Annotated in this window: 17 protein-coding genes; 2 read left to right on the top strand and 15 right to left on the bottom strand. The window is 71.4% G+C overall.

Annotation, left to right across the window (positions count from 1 at the left end; all coding sequences use genetic code 11):
- Positions 1 to 16: 16 nt before the first annotated feature.
- From BLU79_RS18340 to BLU79_RS18285, 12 genes are all read right to left on the bottom strand, one after another.
- On the bottom strand, positions 17 to 373 hold the full coding sequence (locus tag BLU79_RS18340; RefSeq protein WP_371131891.1) for an ArsR/SmtB family transcription factor: 357 nt from the start codon (positions 371 to 373) through the stop codon (positions 17 to 19).
- 57 nt (positions 374 to 430) lie between these two features.
- The gene (locus BLU79_RS18335) at positions 431 to 1102 is read right to left on the bottom strand and encodes a 4'-phosphopantetheinyl transferase family protein (protein ID WP_093906858.1); all 672 of its coding nucleotides are present in this window, start codon (positions 1100 to 1102) and stop codon (positions 431 to 433) included.
- 138 nt (positions 1103 to 1240) lie between these two features.
- Positions 1241 to 2692, bottom strand: a complete 1452-nt coding sequence (locus BLU79_RS18330; protein ID WP_143052508.1) for a cation:proton antiporter — start codon at positions 2690 to 2692, stop codon at positions 1241 to 1243.
- A gap of 80 nt (positions 2693 to 2772) precedes the next feature.
- Positions 2773 to 3513, bottom strand: coding sequence for a thioesterase II family protein (locus BLU79_RS18325; protein WP_093906856.1), 741 nt, complete (start codon positions 3511 to 3513; stop codon positions 2773 to 2775).
- A gap of 134 nt (positions 3514 to 3647) precedes the next feature.
- Positions 3648 to 4946 carry a phosphatase PAP2 family protein gene (locus tag BLU79_RS18320; RefSeq protein WP_093906855.1) on the bottom strand — a complete coding sequence of 433 codons (1299 nt, stop codon included), beginning with the start codon at positions 4944 to 4946 and terminating at the stop codon, positions 3648 to 3650.
- Between the two features lie 111 nt (positions 4947 to 5057).
- Positions 5058 to 5378 carry a CU044_2847 family protein gene (locus tag BLU79_RS18315; RefSeq protein WP_093906854.1) on the bottom strand — a complete coding sequence of 107 codons (321 nt, stop codon included), beginning with the start codon at positions 5376 to 5378 and terminating at the stop codon, positions 5058 to 5060.
- 40 nt (positions 5379 to 5418) lie between these two features.
- Positions 5419 to 6639, bottom strand: a complete 1221-nt coding sequence (locus BLU79_RS18310; RefSeq protein ID WP_177001065.1) for an ABC transporter substrate-binding protein — start codon at positions 6637 to 6639, stop codon at positions 5419 to 5421.
- Complete coding sequence (locus BLU79_RS18305; RefSeq protein ID WP_093906852.1) at positions 6636 to 7469, bottom strand: hypothetical protein; 834 nt, start codon at positions 7467 to 7469, stop codon at positions 6636 to 6638. Before BLU79_RS18305 ends, BLU79_RS18310 begins: the two co-directional genes overlap by 4 nt.
- Positions 7470 to 7492: 23 nt before the next feature.
- Entirely contained in the window at positions 7493 to 9010 is a 1518-nt protein-coding gene (locus BLU79_RS18300; RefSeq protein ID WP_143052507.1) for a VWA domain-containing protein, read from the bottom strand.
- Positions 9011 to 9118: 108 nt separating this feature from the next.
- Positions 9119 to 11236, bottom strand: a complete 2118-nt coding sequence (locus BLU79_RS18295) for a tetratricopeptide repeat protein (protein WP_093906850.1) — start codon at positions 11234 to 11236, stop codon at positions 9119 to 9121.
- Between the two features lie 12 nt (positions 11237 to 11248).
- Complete coding sequence (locus tag BLU79_RS18290) at positions 11249 to 12955, bottom strand: trypsin-like peptidase domain-containing protein (RefSeq protein ID WP_093906849.1); 1707 nt, start codon at positions 12953 to 12955, stop codon at positions 11249 to 11251.
- A 64-nt stretch (positions 12956 to 13019) separates the two neighbouring features.
- Positions 13020 to 15641: a glycosyl hydrolase family 65 domain-containing protein gene (locus BLU79_RS18285; RefSeq protein WP_093906848.1), complete on the bottom strand. Its 2622-nt coding sequence runs from the start codon at positions 15639 to 15641 to the stop codon at positions 13020 to 13022.
- 256 nt (positions 15642 to 15897) lie between these two features.
- On the opposite strand from BLU79_RS18285, the gene BLU79_RS48265 reads away from it, so the two are divergent.
- Positions 15898 to 16245 carry a hypothetical protein gene (locus tag BLU79_RS48265; protein WP_093906847.1) on the top strand — a complete coding sequence of 116 codons (348 nt, stop codon included), beginning with the start codon at positions 15898 to 15900 and terminating at the stop codon, positions 16243 to 16245.
- 74 nt (positions 16246 to 16319) lie between these two features.
- On the opposite strand, the gene BLU79_RS18275 is transcribed toward BLU79_RS48265, so the two are convergent.
- Positions 16320 to 17228: a LysR family transcriptional regulator gene (locus tag BLU79_RS18275; protein WP_093906846.1), complete on the bottom strand. Its 909-nt coding sequence runs from the start codon at positions 17226 to 17228 to the stop codon at positions 16320 to 16322.
- Positions 17229 to 17333: 105 nt separating this feature from the next.
- Here BLU79_RS18275 and BLU79_RS18270 point away from each other — a divergent pair, with 105 nt between their 5' ends.
- Complete coding sequence (locus BLU79_RS18270) at positions 17334 to 18170, top strand: oxidoreductase (RefSeq protein ID WP_093906845.1); 837 nt, start codon at positions 17334 to 17336, stop codon at positions 18168 to 18170.
- On the opposite strand, the gene BLU79_RS18265 is transcribed toward BLU79_RS18270, so the two are convergent.
- Positions 18154 to 18333 (bottom strand): DUF397 domain-containing protein, encoded by a 180-nt coding sequence (locus BLU79_RS18265; RefSeq protein WP_093906844.1) that lies wholly within the window; start codon positions 18331 to 18333, stop codon positions 18154 to 18156. The genes BLU79_RS18270 and BLU79_RS18265 overlap by 17 nt on opposite strands.
- A complete protein-coding gene (locus tag BLU79_RS18260; protein WP_093906843.1) occupies positions 18330 to 19157 on the bottom strand; it encodes a helix-turn-helix domain-containing protein in 828 nt (275 codons plus the stop codon). Before BLU79_RS18260 ends, BLU79_RS18265 begins: the two co-directional genes overlap by 4 nt.
- Positions 19158 to 19248 lie beyond the last annotated feature (91 nt).

The raw sequence follows: 19248 nt of genomic DNA, 5'->3' as shown, positions 1-19248 counted from the left end.
TCCCCCTCATAACGTTCTAACCTTCCTCATCGGCAGGCCCATCCGCCGCACGTGCCTGTTGCTCGACCGCTTGCTCGTCCGCGCGCAGGGTTTCCAGAATCGTCTGCAGGTTGATGTGCAGATCGAACGGCACCAGCTCGAAGTACTTCAGGGCCTTGCCGTCGTCGGAGAGTTCCAGATGGCCGACGACCAGGCCGGCCTTCTCCAGGCGCTCCAGATGCATGTACAGCAGGGGGCGGGACATGCCCAGCTGCCGGGCCAGTTCACTGACGTACATACGGCCGTCGGCGAGGCCTGCGATGGCCCTGAGCCGCTGGGCATGGCCGACGGCGGAAAGGAAGGCCAGAAGTTCCTCGCTGGTCAACGCCCCCACCTCCCACCACGCCGAGCTGTATGTGTAAGTCAAATCTTACACATGCCAGAAACGCAGTCAATCAAGGGCCGGGGGGACGGTCGGGGACACCACGCACGCCAGCACAAGACCGTCCCTTGCCAGCCACCGTCCGGTGAACTCCCGAGGTGCGGGGACCTGTTGCGGGGGAGCCGGGGTCAGGACGCGCGCATGGAGAGTGCCGTCGGGCGCCGGTGAGATCACCGCCCCGTCGAAGCCGAGCCAGCTGTGGGTCGCCGGGAACCATGCCTTGTAGACGGCCTCCTTGGCGCAGAACAGCAGCCGGTCCCAGTGCACTTCGGGGGTGTGGCGGGTGAGCCGGGCGACATCCGACGCCTCCTCCGGCAGCGCGATGTACTCCAGTACGCCGTCCGGCAGGGGTGCGTGGGGCTCCGCGTCGATGCCCAGGGTGCGCACGTCGGAGCGGTGTGCGGTGGCGGCGGCCCGGTATCCCGCACAGTGGGTCATGCTGCCGACGACGCCCTCGGGCCAGCGCGGGGCGCCGCGTTCGCCCGCCACCAGCGGCGCCGGCGGAAGGCCCAGTCCGCCCAGGGCCCGCCGCGCGCAGTGGCGCACCGTCGTGTACTCCCGCCGGCGCGCCTCGCCGACCTCTCCCAGCGCCGCCCTCTCCTCGGGGAACAGCCACGCGTCCGGCTCGTCCCCGAAGGACTCGGCGCTCATGACGGCGGCGGGAAGTATCTCGTCGATCATGGGAGCCGTTCTGCCGCGGAGGTACTAAGTGGTTTCGGTGAAGTTCCGTGCGGTAACGCGCCCCGTAAGGCGCGCGGGGAACTGCACGACCAGCCCCCACCGGCCCGCGGGTTAGTCACCGTTCTTCCAGCGGAGCGCTCAGTGGGACAGCGAGGAGCGCTCGGGCGCGTCCTTTGCGGCGGACATGGCGTCCTGCTCGGGCTCGCGCGGCGAGGGTGCGGCCTCCACGCCCTCCGGCCCGAGCAGCCGGAGCAGCGGCCTCGTCAGGATCGTCGTGACCAGCGCGACGATGGTGAGGATGCTGAGAAGCCGCTGGTCGATGACGCCCGCCTGGTAGCCGATCTGCAGGATGACGAGTTCGGTCAGACCACGGGCGTTGAGCAGCACGCCGAGCGTGAGGGCCGGCCGCGGGCGCATGCCGGTGAGCATGGCGCTCAGCGCGGGCCCGCACACCTTGGTGACGACGGCCAGGACAAGCAGGGTGACGAGGGCCAGCACGGAGGAACGGTCGAAGCGCAACGAGCCGAGATCGATGTTGAGCCCGAACCCGAAGAAGAAGAACGGCAGCAGGACGGTCTTGGACGTGCTCGACAGCCGGTCCGCCACCCGGGCCATCCGGGCGTTGCCGGTGGGCCAGGCCAGTCCGGCCAGCAGGGCCCCGATCAGCTGGTGCACGCCGACGACCGTGGTGAGGGTGGCCGTCGCGGCGACACCGCCCGCCAGCAGAACCATGATCGTGGCATCGCCCTCGGCGCCCTCACCGGACGCCCTCCGGGACCGGGCCCAGCGGGCCAGCCCTCGGCGCAGCGGGCCGAGGAAGACGATGGTCAGCGCGGCGGCGAACAGGCCGTTCCACAGCACACCCGTGGGGCTGCTCCCGTGCACGACCGCCAGGATCGCGGTGAGCACCAACCACACCACGCCGTCCCCTAGCGCGGAGGCGAACAGACTCAACTGCCCCTGACGTGTGTGGGTGAGCCGCAGGTCGGTGAGGATACGGGCCAGTACGGGCAGCGCGGTGACGCTCAGCGCGCACCCCACGAACAGGACGAAGGCCATCGGGTGGCCCGCCGGTCCGTTGAAGTCGTTGACGAGGGGCACGGCCGCGGCGGTGCCGGCCGCGAACGGGATCAACAGGGAGGCCTGGCTCACCATCAGTACCTGCGGTCCGATACCGCGCAGCGGCATTCCGGTCAGTTCGCGGCCCACCCCGAACATGAAGAACACCAGGCCGATCTGCGCCAGCCCGTCGAGCATGGGCAGGTTGTCCGCCGGGAACAGCCAGTCCTTCGCATCGGGGGCGAACCGTCCCAGCAGGGTCGGCCCCATGGCCAGTCCCGCGCAGATCTCGCCGATCACCCGAGGCTGTCCCAGCCGGTCGGCCAGCCATCCGCCCAGGAAGCTGGCGAGCAGGATGGCCGCGACGGCGAGGAAGAAGTGACCGCCCTTGTCCAGCCGCGCCGCCTCACGCACCGCCGCACTGCCCGTCGACTTCGACGTGACGACCGCCACCGCGGCCCACACGATCACCGCCAGCGGCAGCACGACCATCGCGATCGTGGCAGCCCTCGGCCCACTCTTGACCCGCACCTGTGTCCCCCAGTGATCCAGCGTCTTCGGAACGAGGCCGGCCGGAACACCGGCACCCGCCGTTGGCCTGCCGAACCGGCCTACCGGCTCGGCGTCTCACCTCGCTCGGCGCACACCTCTCGCACCAGCTCGTACGGCGGCGAGTCCGCGAGGTAGAAGTGCCCGCCCGGCACCATCCGCTGCCGGAACGACCCCTCGGTCACCTGCGCCCACTGCGCCACCTGCTCCGCCGTCACCCGGGGATCTCTCGCCCCCGCGACCGCCGTGACGGGACAGCCGAGCAGCGCACCCGGGCGGTGCTCATAGCTGCCCAGCATCCGGAAGTCGGCCTGGACGTACGGCAGGATCAGCTCACGGAACATCGGGTGGTCCAGCAGCTCGGTGTCGGTGCCGCCCAGCTCCTGGAGCGCCGCGATGACGCTCTCTTCGTTCATCCCGGCCGCCCAGGCGTCCCGCCGTATCAGATGGCCGGCGCGGGCACCCGACACGAACAGATGTGACAGCGGGGCCCCTTGGGCCTCCAGCGCCCTGGCCGTCTCGTACGCCACGACCGCGCCCATGCTGTGTCCGAACAGCACGGTGGGCCGGTCCGTGAGCGGCTTGACGGCCTCGGCGATCTCACCCGCCATCGCCACCAGATCGGTGGCCGTCGGCTCCCCGAACCGGTCCGCCCGACCCGGGTAACAGACCGCGTGCACCTCGAACTCGGGCAGCCCCTTGCGCCAGTCCCGGAAGAAGTACGACGACCCGCCCGCGTGCGGGAAACAGACCAGCCGCATCGCGGCGAACGGCCGCAATTCACTGCATTCCGTCCAGGACATCAAGAGCCTCCTGCTCGCCGCTCGCCGACCACGTTCGGCTCCTCCACGGACCCGGCCCATTGCACCAGGCAGCCACTGACAACCGGCTGACAGCGGGTTCCGTTTGACGGGAGGGCAGCGAAGTGCCGCAGGGCTCAGACCAGTTCGGGCTGCGGTTCCTGTTGCCGTACCGGTGCGGTCGTCGTTTCCCACAGCTTGGTCGTGCGCATGTAGCCGTAGATCACCGACGCCATCGCGAGAAGGAGAAGGGGGCCGTAGAGCAACGGATGTCTGGCCATCTCCATCGGCAGATAGCGATAGGACAGCAGGAGCGCGACGAACACCGTTGCGCCGTGGGCGACCATTTGGGTTCCGGACCGATCCCAGCCGCGGGCCTGGGAGCGCAGAGCCGCCTCGATGGTGAGCGCGAACACCACACCGGCGATGAGATCGACGCCGTAGTGGTAGCCGAAGCCCAGCGTGGCGCCGAGTGTGGCGATCAGCCAGAACGTGCCCGCGTAGCGCAGAACTCGTGGGCCCTTGCGGGAGTGCAGGAAGATCACGGTGGCCCATGCCGTGTGCAGGCTGGGCATGCAGTTGCGGGGGGTGATCTCGTCGTAGGGCATCGGCTGCGGGGCGGTCATCGGGGGAGCCGTCTCCGGCCAGATGTTGGCCACCGCCCAGTGCACGCCGCCAGTTCCGGAGGCGCCCGGGCCGTAGGCGAAGATCGGGCCGACCACCGGGAAGATCATGTAGATGGCCGGCCCGAGGAGGCCGATCACCAGGAAGGTGCGCACCAGATGGTGGCGCGGGAAGCGGCGTTCGACCGCCACATGACGCAACTGGTACAGCGCGACGCAGACCGCGGCGACCGCGAGCTGGACGTACACGTAGTCGAGAACATGGGCGCCGACCGGCCCGGTGGCCCTGACGATCCGGCCTACCAGCCAGGACGGGTTGCCCAGTGCGTGGTCGGCGGTCGCCAGGTACTGGTCGAGCACCGCCGGGCGGGTCTTCGCCGTGATGAGCAGCCAGGTGTCGCCGGTCTTGCGGCCGGCCACCAGCAGCAGGCCCAGCGCGACGCCCTTCAGCAGCAGAAGGCGTTCCGGGCCGGTCCGGCGGGTGACGGCGATGACCCCACAGCCCAGGACCACCCACAACGCGCCGTTACCGAACGGGTGGCCTTCGGTCACCCTGGCGTCGGCCAGCCACCGCACCACGAAGACGGTGACGTCGATGCCGATCGCGGCACCGAGCGCGATGAGCCGTTGCCGCCAGGTGAGCACCACCATCGTCAACGCCATGCCCGCGTACAGCAGGAATCCCGACTTCGGGGCGAACACCGCCTCGCGCGCCTGCGTGGTGATCGGCCCCGGTATGCCCAGGCGACGCGCGGCGATCTCCAGCGCGACGAGGAATCCGAGGGCTGCCGCACCTGCTGTGGCCCACAGCACGGCCCGTGGTTGACGCCATATAGATATCAATTGTTTTGGCCGATTTGGTAGATGTTTATCGTCAGTTAGTTCGACGATGTTATCCGAGCGGCGCAAGGGGTCTGCGAGGTTCTATGCCGATGTCGCCGCGTTCCAGCGGAGGGTGACGTCCAGGTGGGCGCCCGCTCCCGCGCTCGACAGGACAGCGCCCAGCTTGGCGTCCAGTGCGACGCCGAAGGTGATCTCCACCTCGTCGGGCCGCTGGGCGAGGGCCTGGAACCCGTCGATCACATCGGACGCGGCCGTGGTGACCGGCCCCAGCGCCTCCCGCAGGGACTGTGCCGCGCTCTCCAAACGTGTCCCGAGTCCCACCGCCCCGGTACCCGCGCGGGCTGGCGGGGCGACGAGGACGACGGTGCCGTCGGAGAGCGTGAACTGGACCGCGTCCGGCATGAAGGGCTCCTGAGTGGGGGCGAGGTGGGGATGGGGCGCGTCAGGCTTGGTTCGGGGTGCCGCAGAGAGGGGTGGGCCGAGGGGAGTCCCCCAGGTGCTGTTGGACTTGGTCGAGTGCCTTCAGCAGTCCGGTCAGGTCTTCGCCGTTCACGTACTCCATGACCGCTCGGTAGAAGGCGGCCGACACGTCGGGATCCATCGCGTCGGCGGCGCTGAAGCAGAGGGTGTGACCGGAGCGGAGCATCCCGGCGATACGCGCCTGGGTCCGGTTGTCGTACGTCGTCACCTGCCGGTTGGCGGAGAGCGCGTACCCCGGTTCGTTCACCCAGGTCTGCTGAGCCTTCGCACCGGCGAGATAGGCGATGAGCCGGTCGGCGCCCGGGTTGTCCCGGGTGAACTTGCCGACGAAGTCCGCCGACACCTCCAGGGCCTGCCGCGGGGAGGGGAGTACGTAGGTGTAGCGCTCGTCCTTCATCAGGTCCGCCGGGAACGCCATCGCGGACAGGGCGCCATGGCCCAGGGAGCACCTGTTGCGGACCAGTTCGACGGCGGCCTCGTCGAACTCTCGCTCGGTCGCGCTCTCGCTGCCCTCGACGAGGCTCCACCATCTCTCCCACGCCTCCCTGACCGGCGGTGAGTTCCACGTCACACCGTCCCCGGAGACCCAGTTCTCGTACGCGTCGACGCCCTCCTGGGCGAGCAGGATGTCCGCGATCCAGTCCGCGCCGGGCCAGCCGGAGGTCGCGCCGGGGGACTCCAGTCCGAGGCACCAGGTCTCGGGCCGTTTCTGGAGTGCGGACCAGGTGCCGGCCGGCTTCGGGGTGAGCCGGCGGTCGTACCAGACGAGACTCTTGACGTCGGCCTTGACGGGGACCGCGTACACCTTGCCGTCGTCCATGGCCAGCCCGCGGAACGGGTCGACGAACGAGGACGTGTCGACGCCGAGCGGCCGGAGCGCCCCGCCGCGGTACTTGGCGATCGCTCCCACACTGGGCAGGACGGCCAGGTCGGGCGGTGCCTCCGCGGCCACCGCGGCGTCGAGCTGCTGGGTCAGGGCGCGGGTGACCTGTGGGGCGACGTCGATACCGGGATTGGCCTTCTCGAAGGCCTCGATGACCGAGTAGAACGCCTTGAACTCGGTGCCGGACCAGGGAACCATGATCGTCACCCGCTCCCTCTCCGGCGCACCGCACCCGAGGGCGGCCAGGAGCAGCCCGAGGGCCAGGGCGCAGTGCACCAGGGGTGCCGTCAGTCTCTTCATGAGTGCGGGAACCTGTACTCGGCGATCCGGGGGCGGTAGGCCAGGTACGCGAGCGCACCGGCCGCGAGCAGCAGCGGCAGCGCGATCGCCATGACCCATCCCCGGCCCGGCAGCAGTGGGTCGCCGCAGGCGATCAGGGCGACGGACGCCGTGGCCAGCAGCGCCAGGCCGAGCGCCGGGCTGGGGTACTGCCGGAAGTGGCGGGCGACGACGAAGCCGGTCGTGCCGGCGAGCAGCAGCATGACGACCACCGGCCCTATGAGCACGGGCCACAGGAGGTACGGGTCCAGCCAACGCGACCGGAGCTGTTCGTCCAGGGCGAGGACCTCGATCTCCCGGAGATCCTCCAGGGACTCGATGAGCCCGCCCGTGAACCGGACGTCCCTGCCCCGGTCGTCCTTCTCCGGCCCGTCCTCCAGCGAGGGGAGCGCCGTCCTCGGGCCCTGCGGGCCGTTGGCCAGCTGTACGGAGGTGGTCAACTGGCCCTGGACGAACTGGATGTGGTGCAGCCCCTGCTCGCCGGCCGCGTTGCCCTCGGTCGCCGAGGTGAGGAGGGTGCTCACGCGGGTGGTGGCGTTGGCGAAGCTGGTGCCGGTGCCGATCAGGTCGACCTCGTCGGTGGCCGCATCCGCTTTCTCCAGCTCGTCCTTCGCCGCTACGGCACTCTCGCGGGCCTCCCCGAGATCACGGATGGCCTCGCGGGTGCGATCGGCGGCGGCCATCTGCTCCCCGGCCCGGTCGGCCACCACGAGATACAGCAGCGCGGTCACGGCCACCATGCCCAGCACACCGGCCCGCAGCCACCGCAGCACGACGATCGGATGGGGCACGCGCCCCGTCCTCCAGGAGAGCCTCACGACGCATCCACCGGCCCACCGTCCCGCGCTCCGTCCGCGAACCGGTACCTGCACTGCTCGCAGAACTTGGCCGTCGGCGACGCTGGCGTCGTACCGCAGCGCGGGCACTCGCGCGGCGACAACGGGGCTTCAGCCGAGGGAAGTTCGCCCGAGTCGCCCACATCCACCAGGTCCACCGGGCCCACCACGTCGACCGGGTCCACCATGTCCACCATGTCGACCATGTCGACCGGCGGTGCCACCGTCTTCGTCGAGTCGACCCCGATCTTCTGGATCTCCGCCCGGGAGACATCACGCCGCACCCGTGGCAGACCGTCGGGGCCGGTGGTCGCGACCGCGCGCAGCAGGCGCAGCCGGACGGTGTCCTCAAGGTCCCGCGCGAGGTCGGTCGCGAGGCGCAGTTCGCGGTCGGCGCGGTCGAGGTCGCCGCGCAGCTGGGCGTCGGCGCAGGCGCGCATCGCCATGCCGAGTTCGCGTTCGTTCTCGACCCGGGTGAGATGGGCGGAGCGGGGGATGCCGAAGGAAGGCGTCGAGCGGCGTCGTACGGCCATGGACACCGTGTCGGAGCAGGGCGCCCGGGTGCCGTCGGGGTGCTCGGCGTGCAGGGTGATGCGGGCGGCGCGCAGGTTCTCGTCGACGGGCAGGGAGTGCGGGTCGAAGCCGAGGGAGACCTGGTACTGGCGGGTCTCCGGGGGCCAGGAGCCCAGCGGGACGTGGGTCTCCTCCTCGTACCGTTGACGTGCCGTCAGTTCGGCCTCCACGGGGCGGATCTGGCGTACGAAGGCGAGCTGGAACATGTCGTTGAGGCGCAGGCCCAGATAGACCCGGGGCACGACGATGCGCTGTGCCTTCCGCATGAGCCGGGTGAAGTCCTCGGTGAGGTCGGAGACGGTGACGACGGCCTCGGCGGTGCCGTGCAGGGCCTCGGTGATGCGCAGCAGCTCGGCGTAGTGCCAGTCGTCGCCCAGCCCGCGGGCGTCGCAGACGAACCGGTCGGTGCATGCGGCGAGGATGTCACCGAGTTGCTCGGGCGTCTCGTGCTCGTCCTTGCCGTCCGTGTAGAGCACGGCGTGGCGTACGGCGCCCGCGGAGGTCACCGAGGCGAACAGGCGCTCGGCGCAGGCCAGCCACTGCCCGATCGCCGTGCCGCCGGCGGCGAACTGGCCGATGACCCGCAGCTTGGCGTCCTCGCGCGCCGCGGCGTCGACGCGGGTCAGGCCGCCGTCGGCCGGGAAGATCACATCGGCCTCGTGGTGGCCCGCGACGATGCCCAGGAGGGTGCCGTCCCGCAGGGTGTCGATGGCCGCGCACATCGCGCGTTTCGCCTCGTCCAGCTTGTGCCCGGACATGGACAACGACCGGTCCATGATGAGGACTTCGGCGCCCGGCGGCTCCGGGCCCGCGACCGCGCCCGAGGCGGAGCGGGCCGTGACGGTGAGGAGGGCGTCCGCGCGCTGTTGGTCGTGGGCCAGGTCCGAGGGTGCGTCGACTTCCAGGGCGAAACTGAGCCCCAAGGGCGAGCTGTCCCCCACCGGCACCACCCGATCGCGTCGCTGCGTGTCGCTGTGTCCCTGTACCGCCGCGCCCCTCACGGAGCGTGGAAGCGTCCGTCACTTGGCGTATCAGGAGCTTAGCGTTCGGGGTGTTCCTCCGAAACGGGAATGACGGGTTCTTCCACGTCGTGCGGACCATCTCCACCTGAGCGGTGGGCGCAGCCGGTTCGCGAGGTCCACCAGGGCGACGTACTCGCGCTCGGTGGGCACGTGCGGGCCGAGTTCACGGATCGCGTCGGACAGGCGCTCGCGGTCGTGGTGGTGCAGGAAGTGCGCGTACTGGATCTCGGCACGCAGCCCGTCCCGTGCCGCCCGGTCCACGTCGAGGCCGTCCAGACCCGCCTCGGCCCGCGCCAGGTCGTCGCCGGTCGGCCTCGGATGGGCGGGCCCGCCGAGGACCATGACACTCAGGCGTACGGCCGCCACGCGCGCCTCGCGTTCGTAGCGGAACTCCTCCGCCAGCCGTACGGCGGTGCCCACGGCCTTCGTCCGCTCGCCGGCCAGCAGATGGACGCGGGCCAGGCCGAAGCCGGCCGCGCCGAGTGCCGGGGTGGTGTCGAAGACGGCGCTGTAGTGCGCCCGGGCGGCGGTGAGGTTCCTCCGCAGCTCGGCGCAGAGGCCGAGGGCGAGTTGCGGTATCAGCTCGCCGGGGACGGCCTCGCGCACCGTGGTGAAGGCGGTGGCGGCCGACTCCGCGTCCTCGCGGGCCAGCGCGATCAGACCGGAGTACCAGGCGTGCAGCCAGTGCCAGTCGGACAGGCCCGCCGCCGCGAGCGTCCGCTCCGCGAGCACCGGGTCCCTACGACGCAGGGCCAGCCGGCTCTCGGCCAGGGCGCGTCGGGTCTCGCCCGCGAGGTCGGGGGCGTCGGGGTCGGACAGCGGAGTCGGGAGCGCGGCCGCGATGTCGCCGGGCTCGGGGGAGGCGAACGGCGCGCTCATCGTCAGCGTCCCGTCCTCGCCGGGCCGCGCCTCGACCCAGTGGGCGAGCGGACGGGCCGCCCCCAGTCCGCCGTGCAGCGGCTCGGGCATCGAGCCGAACAGGGCGGACGGGCGGGCGACCTGACGATACGTCGGGGCTGCCGCCACGACCTGCCGGATGACACCGCTGAGCTGCTCCGCGAACTGCCGCGCCGACACGAACCGCCGACTCGGCCGCTCGATGTCCGTGGCACGGTCGAGCAGCAGACGCAGCGAGTCGACGCCCGGCGCCGAGGGGTCGGTCCCGCGGGAGCGGCACACCTCGCGCAGGGTCATGCCCAGGGAGTAGAGGTCGAAGCCCGGGGTCGGGCCCCCATGCTCCGGGTCGCCCAACGGGGGTGCGTACGCCTCGGTGTACGCCACCATCGGTCCCTCGTCCTTCTGGCTGCGCACCGAGCCGAAGTCGATGAGCCGCACCCGGTCCAGCGCGCCCGCCGGGCTCTGCTCCCGGTACCGGATGATGTTCAGCGGCTTGACGTCGCAGTGCAGCAGGCCCCGTTCGTGCAGGTAGTCGAGAGCCTGGAGGACGCGGACGCCGTGGGCGAGGAGGGTCTCCAGCCGGTCGCCGTCGCCTGCCGTGAGGGGGACGCCCGGCACGTACTCCAGGACGAGATGCGGCCCTTCGTGCTCGTAGCCCAGGATGCGGACGATGCTGTCGTGCCGGAGCCCGACCAGGACGTCCCGCTCGTGCAGCGCGGTCCTGGCGACCGACTTGTTCAGGGCCTTGAGGACGACCTGGGTGGCGAGGTTGCGGTCGTGGACGAGGTAGGCCGCGCCGTACGCCCCCGAGCCGAGGGCGCGTTCGACGTCGTAGCGGCCGGCGATGGTGAGGCCGCTGGGCCGGTCGAAGTCGAACCCGGTGCCGCATTCCGGGCAGTAGCCCTTCGTCCGGCCCGGTTCACCGGCGCGCCCGCGGCCGACCGGGGAGTCGCAGAACGGGTTGACGCAGTAACGATGCTCCTCGGTGACGGGATCCGCTGACCTCGGCGGGACCTCCGGGGCCCTCGCCCCTTGGTCGGAGTCGACGAGCCCGAGCCCGTACCAGGGATCCGCCCGCACATGAGCCACCCCGACACCCGCACCCCGCACCGGCTCCGGCCCCGGAAGCTCCGCCGAGCCACCGTCCTGCGGCACCGGCTCCCGGTCACACCGGTCACAGAACCCGTCCTCATCGATCTCGCCTCGGCCGCAGTCGGGCCGGTTGCACATCCGCACGGCGCGTCACGCCTCCTCGATACGGCGGTTGACCTCGTCGGCGTACCGGCCGACCGAGCGGCGGGCGGTCGCGAGGTCGATCGGTACGGTCTGCAGGGCGCGGGCCGCCGGGGCGTGGAGTTCGGCGAGGGGGCGGTCCTCCTCGCCGAAGTACCGGGCGGCGCGGACCCGGTGCAGTTCCAGGGCCGAGGAGAGGTCCTGCTGGGTTCTGACCAGTCGGCGCAGGCCGCGGTCGAAGCGGGCCACCTCGGCGCGGGCCGCGGCCGCCTGATCGTGGACCGCGGTGAGTTCGGGGTTCGGCGCGGTCGCCCGGGCGACGGCCAGCCGGACCCGCAGCCGGGGCGCGGTGCGGGGCGGCAGCCGGGGCGCGGCGAAGAACCGTACGCCCCACTCCTGTTCCAGCGCCGCCGCGGCGTCCTCCTCGGCGGCGAGCAGGCCGACCACCTCCTGGGCGCGGTCGGCGCTCACACCCCCGACGACGGCGCCGCGGATCGGTTCCGGGTCGAGGGACACGTCGCGGGCGAGGCCCTCCGGCGGTACGCCCTCGAAGCCGAGGACGAGCCGCAGGCCCCGCGACCGGGCCCGGGCGGCCAACTGCCCGAGCAGGTCCTCCACCAGGGCCTGTGGGTCCTGGGCCCGGTCGACGCCGCCCACCACCAGACAGGCGGGCGGCCTGCGGCGCAGCAGTTGCCGGGCCACCGTGCGGGCGTCGCCGCCGGGGAGGCCGAAGCGGCGCGCGAGATAGCCGCACACCTCGGCGACCGACCTGCCGCGCGCGTCGTAGGCCGCGTCGATGGAGCCCAGGCCGAGGACCGTGTCGCCGGGTGCGCCGGTCAGCTCCGCGTCGGAGACCACCGCCCGGGCCGCGGGGTCGGCCGTGCGCACGAGGCGGACGAGCCAGGAGTCGCCCACCGCGGTGGTGCCGCCGGTGCCGACGACGACGGTGCCCGGCCGGCCGCTGTCGAGCAGCCGGGTGAGCTCCTGCGTGAGGGCGAGCCGCAGCGGGTCGCCCAGCACGTGGTCCTGCAACGCGCCGCCGGTGTCGCCCAGTTCGGTCGCCGGGTCGCCGTCGTAGAACCCCAACTCCGCGATCCGGGGCAGATAGTGGAGCACCGTCTCGGTCGGCAGCATCCACGCCGCCTTCGCGTCGCCGTCGACGAAGTCGGCCACCACGATGCCGATGACCCGCCCGTCGAAGGCGCCGCCCATCGCCATCGCTCCGGCGCCCGAGTACCCCCGCTGGATCCACGGATCGCCGACGCGCACCCGCTTCATCAGCCCCCACTCGCCCTGCCGGCCCCCGGACCCGGCGAGCTGCGCGTCGGCCCCCATGCCGACCGGATCGGCATGGGGAAAGCCGTATACGCGCACCGTGCCGCCGGAGATGGGCGCCTTCCACAATTTCGTCCGCGTGCCGCACCCGGCCGGCTCGTCGAGTTCGAGCAGCGCCACGTCACCGCGCTGTGTGCCGTTGGCGTGCACCCATGTCCCGGACGCCACGCGCGCGGGGCGGCTCCACTCCGGACGGCACGCGACGCTGTTGATCCGTACGTGACTCGTGGTGCCCCCGGGTGCCGCCCCCGCGTACCGGACGACATGCGCGCAGGTGAGCACATGACGGTCGTCGAGCAGCACCCCGGCGCCACAGGGCGTACCGTCCTCGTCGTCCACCCTCACTCGCCACGAACCGTCACTGTGGTGATGCAGCGCCATATGCCCAAGGTAGGGCAACGGCCGTCACATGCACCCGAGTTGTCAAGCGGACCTGGATCCGTACTCAGGTGCGAACGTCGAGTTCGGCCAGCGCCGTCTCCCCGCGCACCCCCACCCGCACGTACCGGACCGCGCTCCCGTCCGCCGCATGCCACGTCCGCCCGTCCGCCGAGACCTCGACGGCGTACGCGATCGGCCGCTTCTGCCAACTCGGCCGGACCGTCCGGACCTTGAGCGCCCGCCCCAGGTCGACCGTGAGGGCGGCGCGCTCGGCGGCCGGGGACCAGACGGTGGCCGCACTGCCGTCCACGGCCGCCTCCGGATACAGCCCCGGCTCTGCGGAGGTCGCCGTCACCGGGCGGCAGCGGGCCAGGTCGGGGGTGAGGGCGAGGTCGGGGCGGCGGGTCTTGAGGGTGACCGTGCCGTAGAGCGTGTAGCGGCCCTCCGGGGTGTCCAGGGGGACGGGGGCACCCGAGCGGAGCCGGACGGTGGTCGTCTCCGGCCCGATCGAGACGTCGTACGTCCGCCCCCGCCACCGCAGCCCCGACAGCCGTGCCCCGTCCGCGAGTTGGGGCGGCAGCGTCGGATCGAGGTGCAGGGCGTCCGGGCGCGGCCGAAGGCCCGTCAGGCCGTGGGTGAAGACCTGGAGGAAGCCGCCCTTGCCGGTGAGGAAGTCCTGCGCCGGGGAGCCCGCGAGCGGATCGGCGGCGCCCGCCTTCTCGCCGCGCGACTCCGAGAACAGTGCGAACGGGCCCCGCGCGAAGGGCTGGTAGGCGCGCCGCAGGAAGGTGTACGCGACACAGCCCGGCTCGCCGGTCGAGGCCGCGGCGATCGCGTGCACCGAGTCGGTCATGGCAGGCCCGTCCGGATCGGTACGGGCGGTGTAGTGGTCGAGCGTGGCGGCCGCGGCGCCGTCCGGCATGGGCCACTCCAGCGGATACACGAGCAGCACGGTGTCGGCCTGCTTGATCGGGGCGCCGTCGTAGCCGTCGTACTGGAGGAAGATCCGCCGCTTCGGGTCGTACGGGATGCGCAGCCGCCCGGCGATGTGCGCCCAGTCGGCCGGGGCCTGCCTGCCCAGAAGGCGGGCGGCGTCGGTGGCGGCGCGCAGGGCGGTCGCGGCGACGGCGTTGGTGTAGGCGCCGTCGGTGACGCCGTTGCTGTACTCGTCGGGACCGGCCACCTCCTTGACGGAGTACGAGCCGTCGGCGTTCTCGGTGACCCGCGAGGCCCAGTAGCGCGCGATCCCGTCGAGCAGCGGCCGGCCCCGCTCGCGCAGCCAGACCAGGTCGCCGGTGGACAGGTAGTACTGCCAGGCGGCCAGCGCGATGTCGCCCTGGAGATGGTTCTGGGTGACGCAGTGCGGCGGCTGCCAGCTCTGGCACTCGCTCCACAGCCGCCCGCGGCTCGCGCTCGTCCACGGGTAGAACAGCCCCTTCACCCCCGTCCTCGCGGCGTTGTCGGCGGCGGCGGCGCGGGTGCGGTGGCGGTACTCCAGGACCGGGCGGGCGAGTTCGGGGTGCGTGACCAGCAGCGCAGGGAACATCCACGTCTCCGCGTCCCAGAACACCATGCCCGCGTAGTTGTCGCTGGTCAGCCCGGTCGGGGCGATGCTGTCGCGACCACCCGCGCGCACCGACGACAGCAGACCGTACTGCGCCGAGCGCACCCACAACTGCAGATCCCGATGCCCCGGCACCTCGATGTCGGCCGTCCACAGGGCCCGCCAGGCCGCACTGTGCGAGCCGAGCAGCGCCGCCCAGCCACGCCCGGCGGCACGGTGCGCGGCGGTGCGGGCGGCGGAACGCGGGTCGCGGGAGGTGAGCGCGGTGTCGACGCCGACGTATTTGGTGGCGGTGTAGGTACGTCCGGCGCGGACGGAGACGCTGACTGCCTGACTCGCGGTCAGATTTGTTGCACTACCGGTGTGTTGTGCCCGTCCGCCGGGCGGCGCGTGGAACGTCGAGGCGACCGCTCCGTCGACCCGGGTGCCCTGCGTCCGGAACGCCACCGCGATCGTGCGGGCGTCGACGCGACCCGCTTCCGTCCCGGTCATCCGACGGGCGCCTCGGCCGTCGAGGCGGTCGGTGAGGGTGAGTTCGCCGTCCCAGTGCGGGGTGACACGCAGGCGTACGGCGCCGGTGTGCGGGTCGTCGCGGGAGGTGAGGACGTCGTACGCGATATCCGTGCGGCGGCCGTCGGGGGCGGTCCAGGTGAGGGTGGTGCGGAGGTAGCCGCAGCGCAGGGAGAGGGTCTGGCGGTAGTCGGTGACCCGGCCGTGGGCGCCGTATGTGTGGCCACCCGCCTCGACGTCGAGGCCGGTCCAGTTCGGCAGCGCGGCGAGCGCCTCGCGGCCTGCCGTGTGGTCGGGCCCGCGGCCGTAGAGGCCGGAGACGAAGGTGCCGTCGTAGCGCGGGGTGTACAGGGGCCAGCCGGTCTTCTCGCCGGTGGCGGCGTAGCCGGTGCCGGTGGGCGGGACGCGGGTGGCGAGGTAGCCGTTGCCGACGTAGGGGTGGTGGGCGTCCTTCGGGTCGATCCGGGTGGCGGTGGGGGCCCAGCCGGGGGCTTCGCAGGCTTGGGCGGGGGAGTGGGGGGTGGCGTGTGCCGGGCGGACGGTGTGGAGGGGCTGGACCGGGAGGAGGAGCGCGGTGGCCAGGAGGGGGGCGAGGAGGTGGGGCTTCGTCACGCCGTCGACGATGCGGGGTGGGAGGGGAGGAAGGTGGAGATACGCCGGGAATTACCACGTATGGGGTGGGAGCGGTACGGGCTTGGACCCGGGCTACCCGCACGGATAGGACGTCGGTGGCGTCGGGGCGCATTCCTCGATGCCGGCTTCGGAGAGCTTGAGGACCTGCCGCTGCTTCTCCGCGAGGCCGTGCACGGTGAAGCCCTTGCCGTTGTTCGTGATGTCCTGGGTGTGCGTGCCTTCGGAGTCGACGTAGGTGACCTCGAAGGCCTTCCAGGTGCAGTCCTGGGTGCCGGACGTGACCTGGATCCGAAGGCCCCCGGGTGTGTCGCCGTTCCCGAGGTCGATCTTCTTGTGCTGGAAGTACGGCTACTCGGCGCCCTTCGCCACCAGGAACACCAGGAGCGAGCTGACGACCACCCGGCCCAGCCTGATGAGGATCTTGCGGTTCCGCCTGCGTGGGTCGGTGTCCGCCGCCTCCGGGACGACGCCGGCGACGACGTCGTCCATCAGCGGCGAGGTGCCCGAGGTCCTGGGCGTGGATGACGGGGGCGAGGGCGTGGAGGAGGGTGAGGGCGACGGCGAGGGGGAGGGCGGCGTCTAGCTGTCTGCCATGGCAGGGGCCTCGCTGAGGTAAGTGCGGTAAGTGCGGGGTGAGAAGGGGAAGTTGATGTTATGTCATGGGCCCGACACCCGCCCGCAAGCCTCCGCATACGCCCGCACCAGCGGCCGCCCCCCGTCCTCCGCACGCCAGGCCAACGCATACCGACTCGGCGAAAGCCCCCGAACCGGCCGCGTCACCACCCCACCCAGCGTGATCAGCGGGGCGTTGCCCGTCGCGACCAGGCAGACACCGAGACCGGCGACCAGCGCCTCGTACGTCTCCTCCGTGCTCGCGATCTCCGCCCCGACGCGCGGCGCCCGGCCGCCCCGCTCCTCCAGCGCCAGCCAGTAGTCACGCAACGGCCCCGCACTCGCGGGCAGGGCGAGGAAGGGCTCCTCGGCGAGGTCGGCGAAGTCGACCTCCGTAAGGGCTGCGAGCGGATGTGACTCGGGGAGGGCGACGAGGCGCGGCTCCTCCGCCACCACCGTCCACGCGTAGCGGTCGGCGTCCGGGAGGGGCAGCCAGACGAAGGCCACGTCGGCGTCGCCGTCCGCGAGGCCCGCCGTGGGGTCCTCCCAGCTCACCTGGCGCAGACGCAGCACCGTGTCCGGGTGCGCGGCGGTGAAGCGGGACCGGATCGCGGGGAGCAGGCCGCCGCGCCCCGGGCTGGTGCTCATACCGACCACCAGCGTGCCGCGTGCGGCGGCCCGGGCCGACTCCACCGCCGCCGCCCCCTCCTCCCAGACGTCCAGCACCCGCCGGGCATACGGCAGCAGCGCCGCCCCGGCCTCGGTGAGCGCGACGCCACGCGGCTCACGCCGGAACAGCTCCACGCCCAGCTGCCGCTCCAGCGCCCGTACCTGCTTGCTGAGCGCGGGCTGGGAGACGTACAGCCGCTCGGCCGCGCGGGTGAAATGCAGCTCCTCGGCCACCGCCGCGAAGTAGCGCAGGTCGCGCACATGTACGTCCATGGTCATAGCCATCGGTTATCAGCGTGGGTCTTGGACGCGCAACCGGACCCGGCGGCAGGCTGGATTTACGCCGACGGGCGAGTGCGGAAACGGCGAGTGCGGAAACGAGGAGCTGTCATGAACAAGGTGTGGCTGATCACCGGCGCGAGCAGCGGTTTCGGGCGGGCCATCGCCGAGGCCGCGCTCGCCGAGGGTGACGTGGTGGTGGGCGCGGTACGGCGGCCCGACGGGCTGGACGACCTCGTGGCCGCCCACCCCGACCAGGTGGAGGCGCTACGGCTGGACGTCGGCGACACGGGTGCCGCCGAGGCCGCCGTACGGGATGTGATCGCCCGGCACGGACGGATCGACGTGCTGGTCAACAACGCGGGCCGCACCCATGTGGGCGCCTTCGAGGAGACAACCGAGGACGAGCTGCGCAAGCTGTTCGATGTGCATGTCTTCGGGCCCGCCGCCCTCACCCGTGCGGTGCTTCCTCATATGCGGGAGCGGCGGGCCGGAGCGATCGTGCAGATGAGCAGCATGGGCGGGCAGATGTCCTTCGCGGGCTTCTCGGCGTACAGCGCCACCAAGTTCGCCCTGGAGGGCATGTCCGAGGGGCTCGCGGACGAGGTCGCCGAGTTCGGCATCAAGGTGCTGATCGTCGAGCCGGGTTCGTTCCGTACGTCGCTGTTCGAGACGGGGCGGGCGGGGGCGAGCGCGGACAGCGGGCTGTATCCCAAGGTGAGCCAGACCCGCGGGTTCGTCTCCGGCGGGGACGGTACGCAGCCCGGTGACCCGGGGAAGGCGGCGGCTCTGATCCTGGCCGCGCTGGAGGCGGAGCGGACGCCGTTGCGGTTGCCGTTGGGGGAGGACGGGGTGGACGCGGTCCTCGGCCACCTCGATCAGGTGCGGGGCGATGTCGCGGCGTGGGAGAAGCGGACGCGGGATACGGCGTTTACCTCGCTGCGGTGAATGCCGACCAGGCGTCGGGGCCTATCCGGAGAGTGGGGCCGTCCGCCGGGTTGTTCTTGGAGTCGCGGATATGGATGGCGTGGGGGGTGAGGGCGACTTCGAGGCACTCCCCTGAATCGGAGCTGTAGCTGGACTTGAACCACTGGGGTGCTGTGCTGGTCATTGCTCTCCTACGAGACGCTCTAGAAAGCTCTTGGAGTCCTTGGGGGATAGGGCCTGCGACCGGAGCATCGCATACTTGTGGGCCAAGTTGGCCGCCTGATCCGGGTCAGCAATCCAGTGGCTGCCGAGCTGACTCTCGGCGTAGACGAGCTGCTGGTGGTCCGCTGTCTCCAGCATGGTGAAAGGGCCTGCCGTCCCGGCGTGCGAGGGTGCGTCAAGAGGCAGGATCTGGAGGACGAGTTGCCGGAGTTCGGTCAGCTCGCGCAGGTGCTGGAGCTGAGCGGGGCGGACCTCGGCCCCACCGAAGCGGAGATGGAGCACGGGCTCCCAGACAACGAAGCTCAGCGTCGGCGGAGACGGCCGACGCAGGATCTCCTGACGGTGGATTCGCTCCGCCGTCCTCATCTCGATCTCGTCCTCGTCGTACGCGGGTACGTGCTCCCGGAACACGGCGCGGGCGTACTCCGGAGTCTGGAGCGGGCTGGGCAGGACGAGACACTCGTACCAGGAGATGGCAATGGCTTCGCGCAGGTGAATGTTGAACTGCTCCGCGTTGAGCGGAAACTGATCGATCTCCGGCATGTTCTCGATGCCCGCCAGCAACATGCCCTTCGCGTCCAGAACTTCTTCCAAGCGGACGGCGATGTGAGGCAGCAGTGGTCGCCTGCCCTGCTCGATCGACGCGATGGTCTCCTCGTCCAGCTCGACCGCCTGGGCGAGGGAACTCTGCGTGTATCCCGCCGCCTTGCGGGCGCTCTGCAACTGCTTGCCCAGCATGCGCATGGTCGAGTGCTTCTTTGCCCGTGACAGCTTCTTGGTGTTCATGGCCTACCTAACTCCCCACACCCGAAGTACCGCCCCAGCATGAACCCGTACAAAAAATCTGTACGGTCTCACGCACTGCTGCACGCTACTG

Source organism: Streptomyces sp. cf386 (assembly GCF_900103585.1).
GTDB lineage: Bacteria > Actinomycetota > Actinomycetes > Streptomycetales > Streptomycetaceae > Streptomyces.
This window is presented reverse-complemented; position numbering and strand designations above follow the sequence as displayed.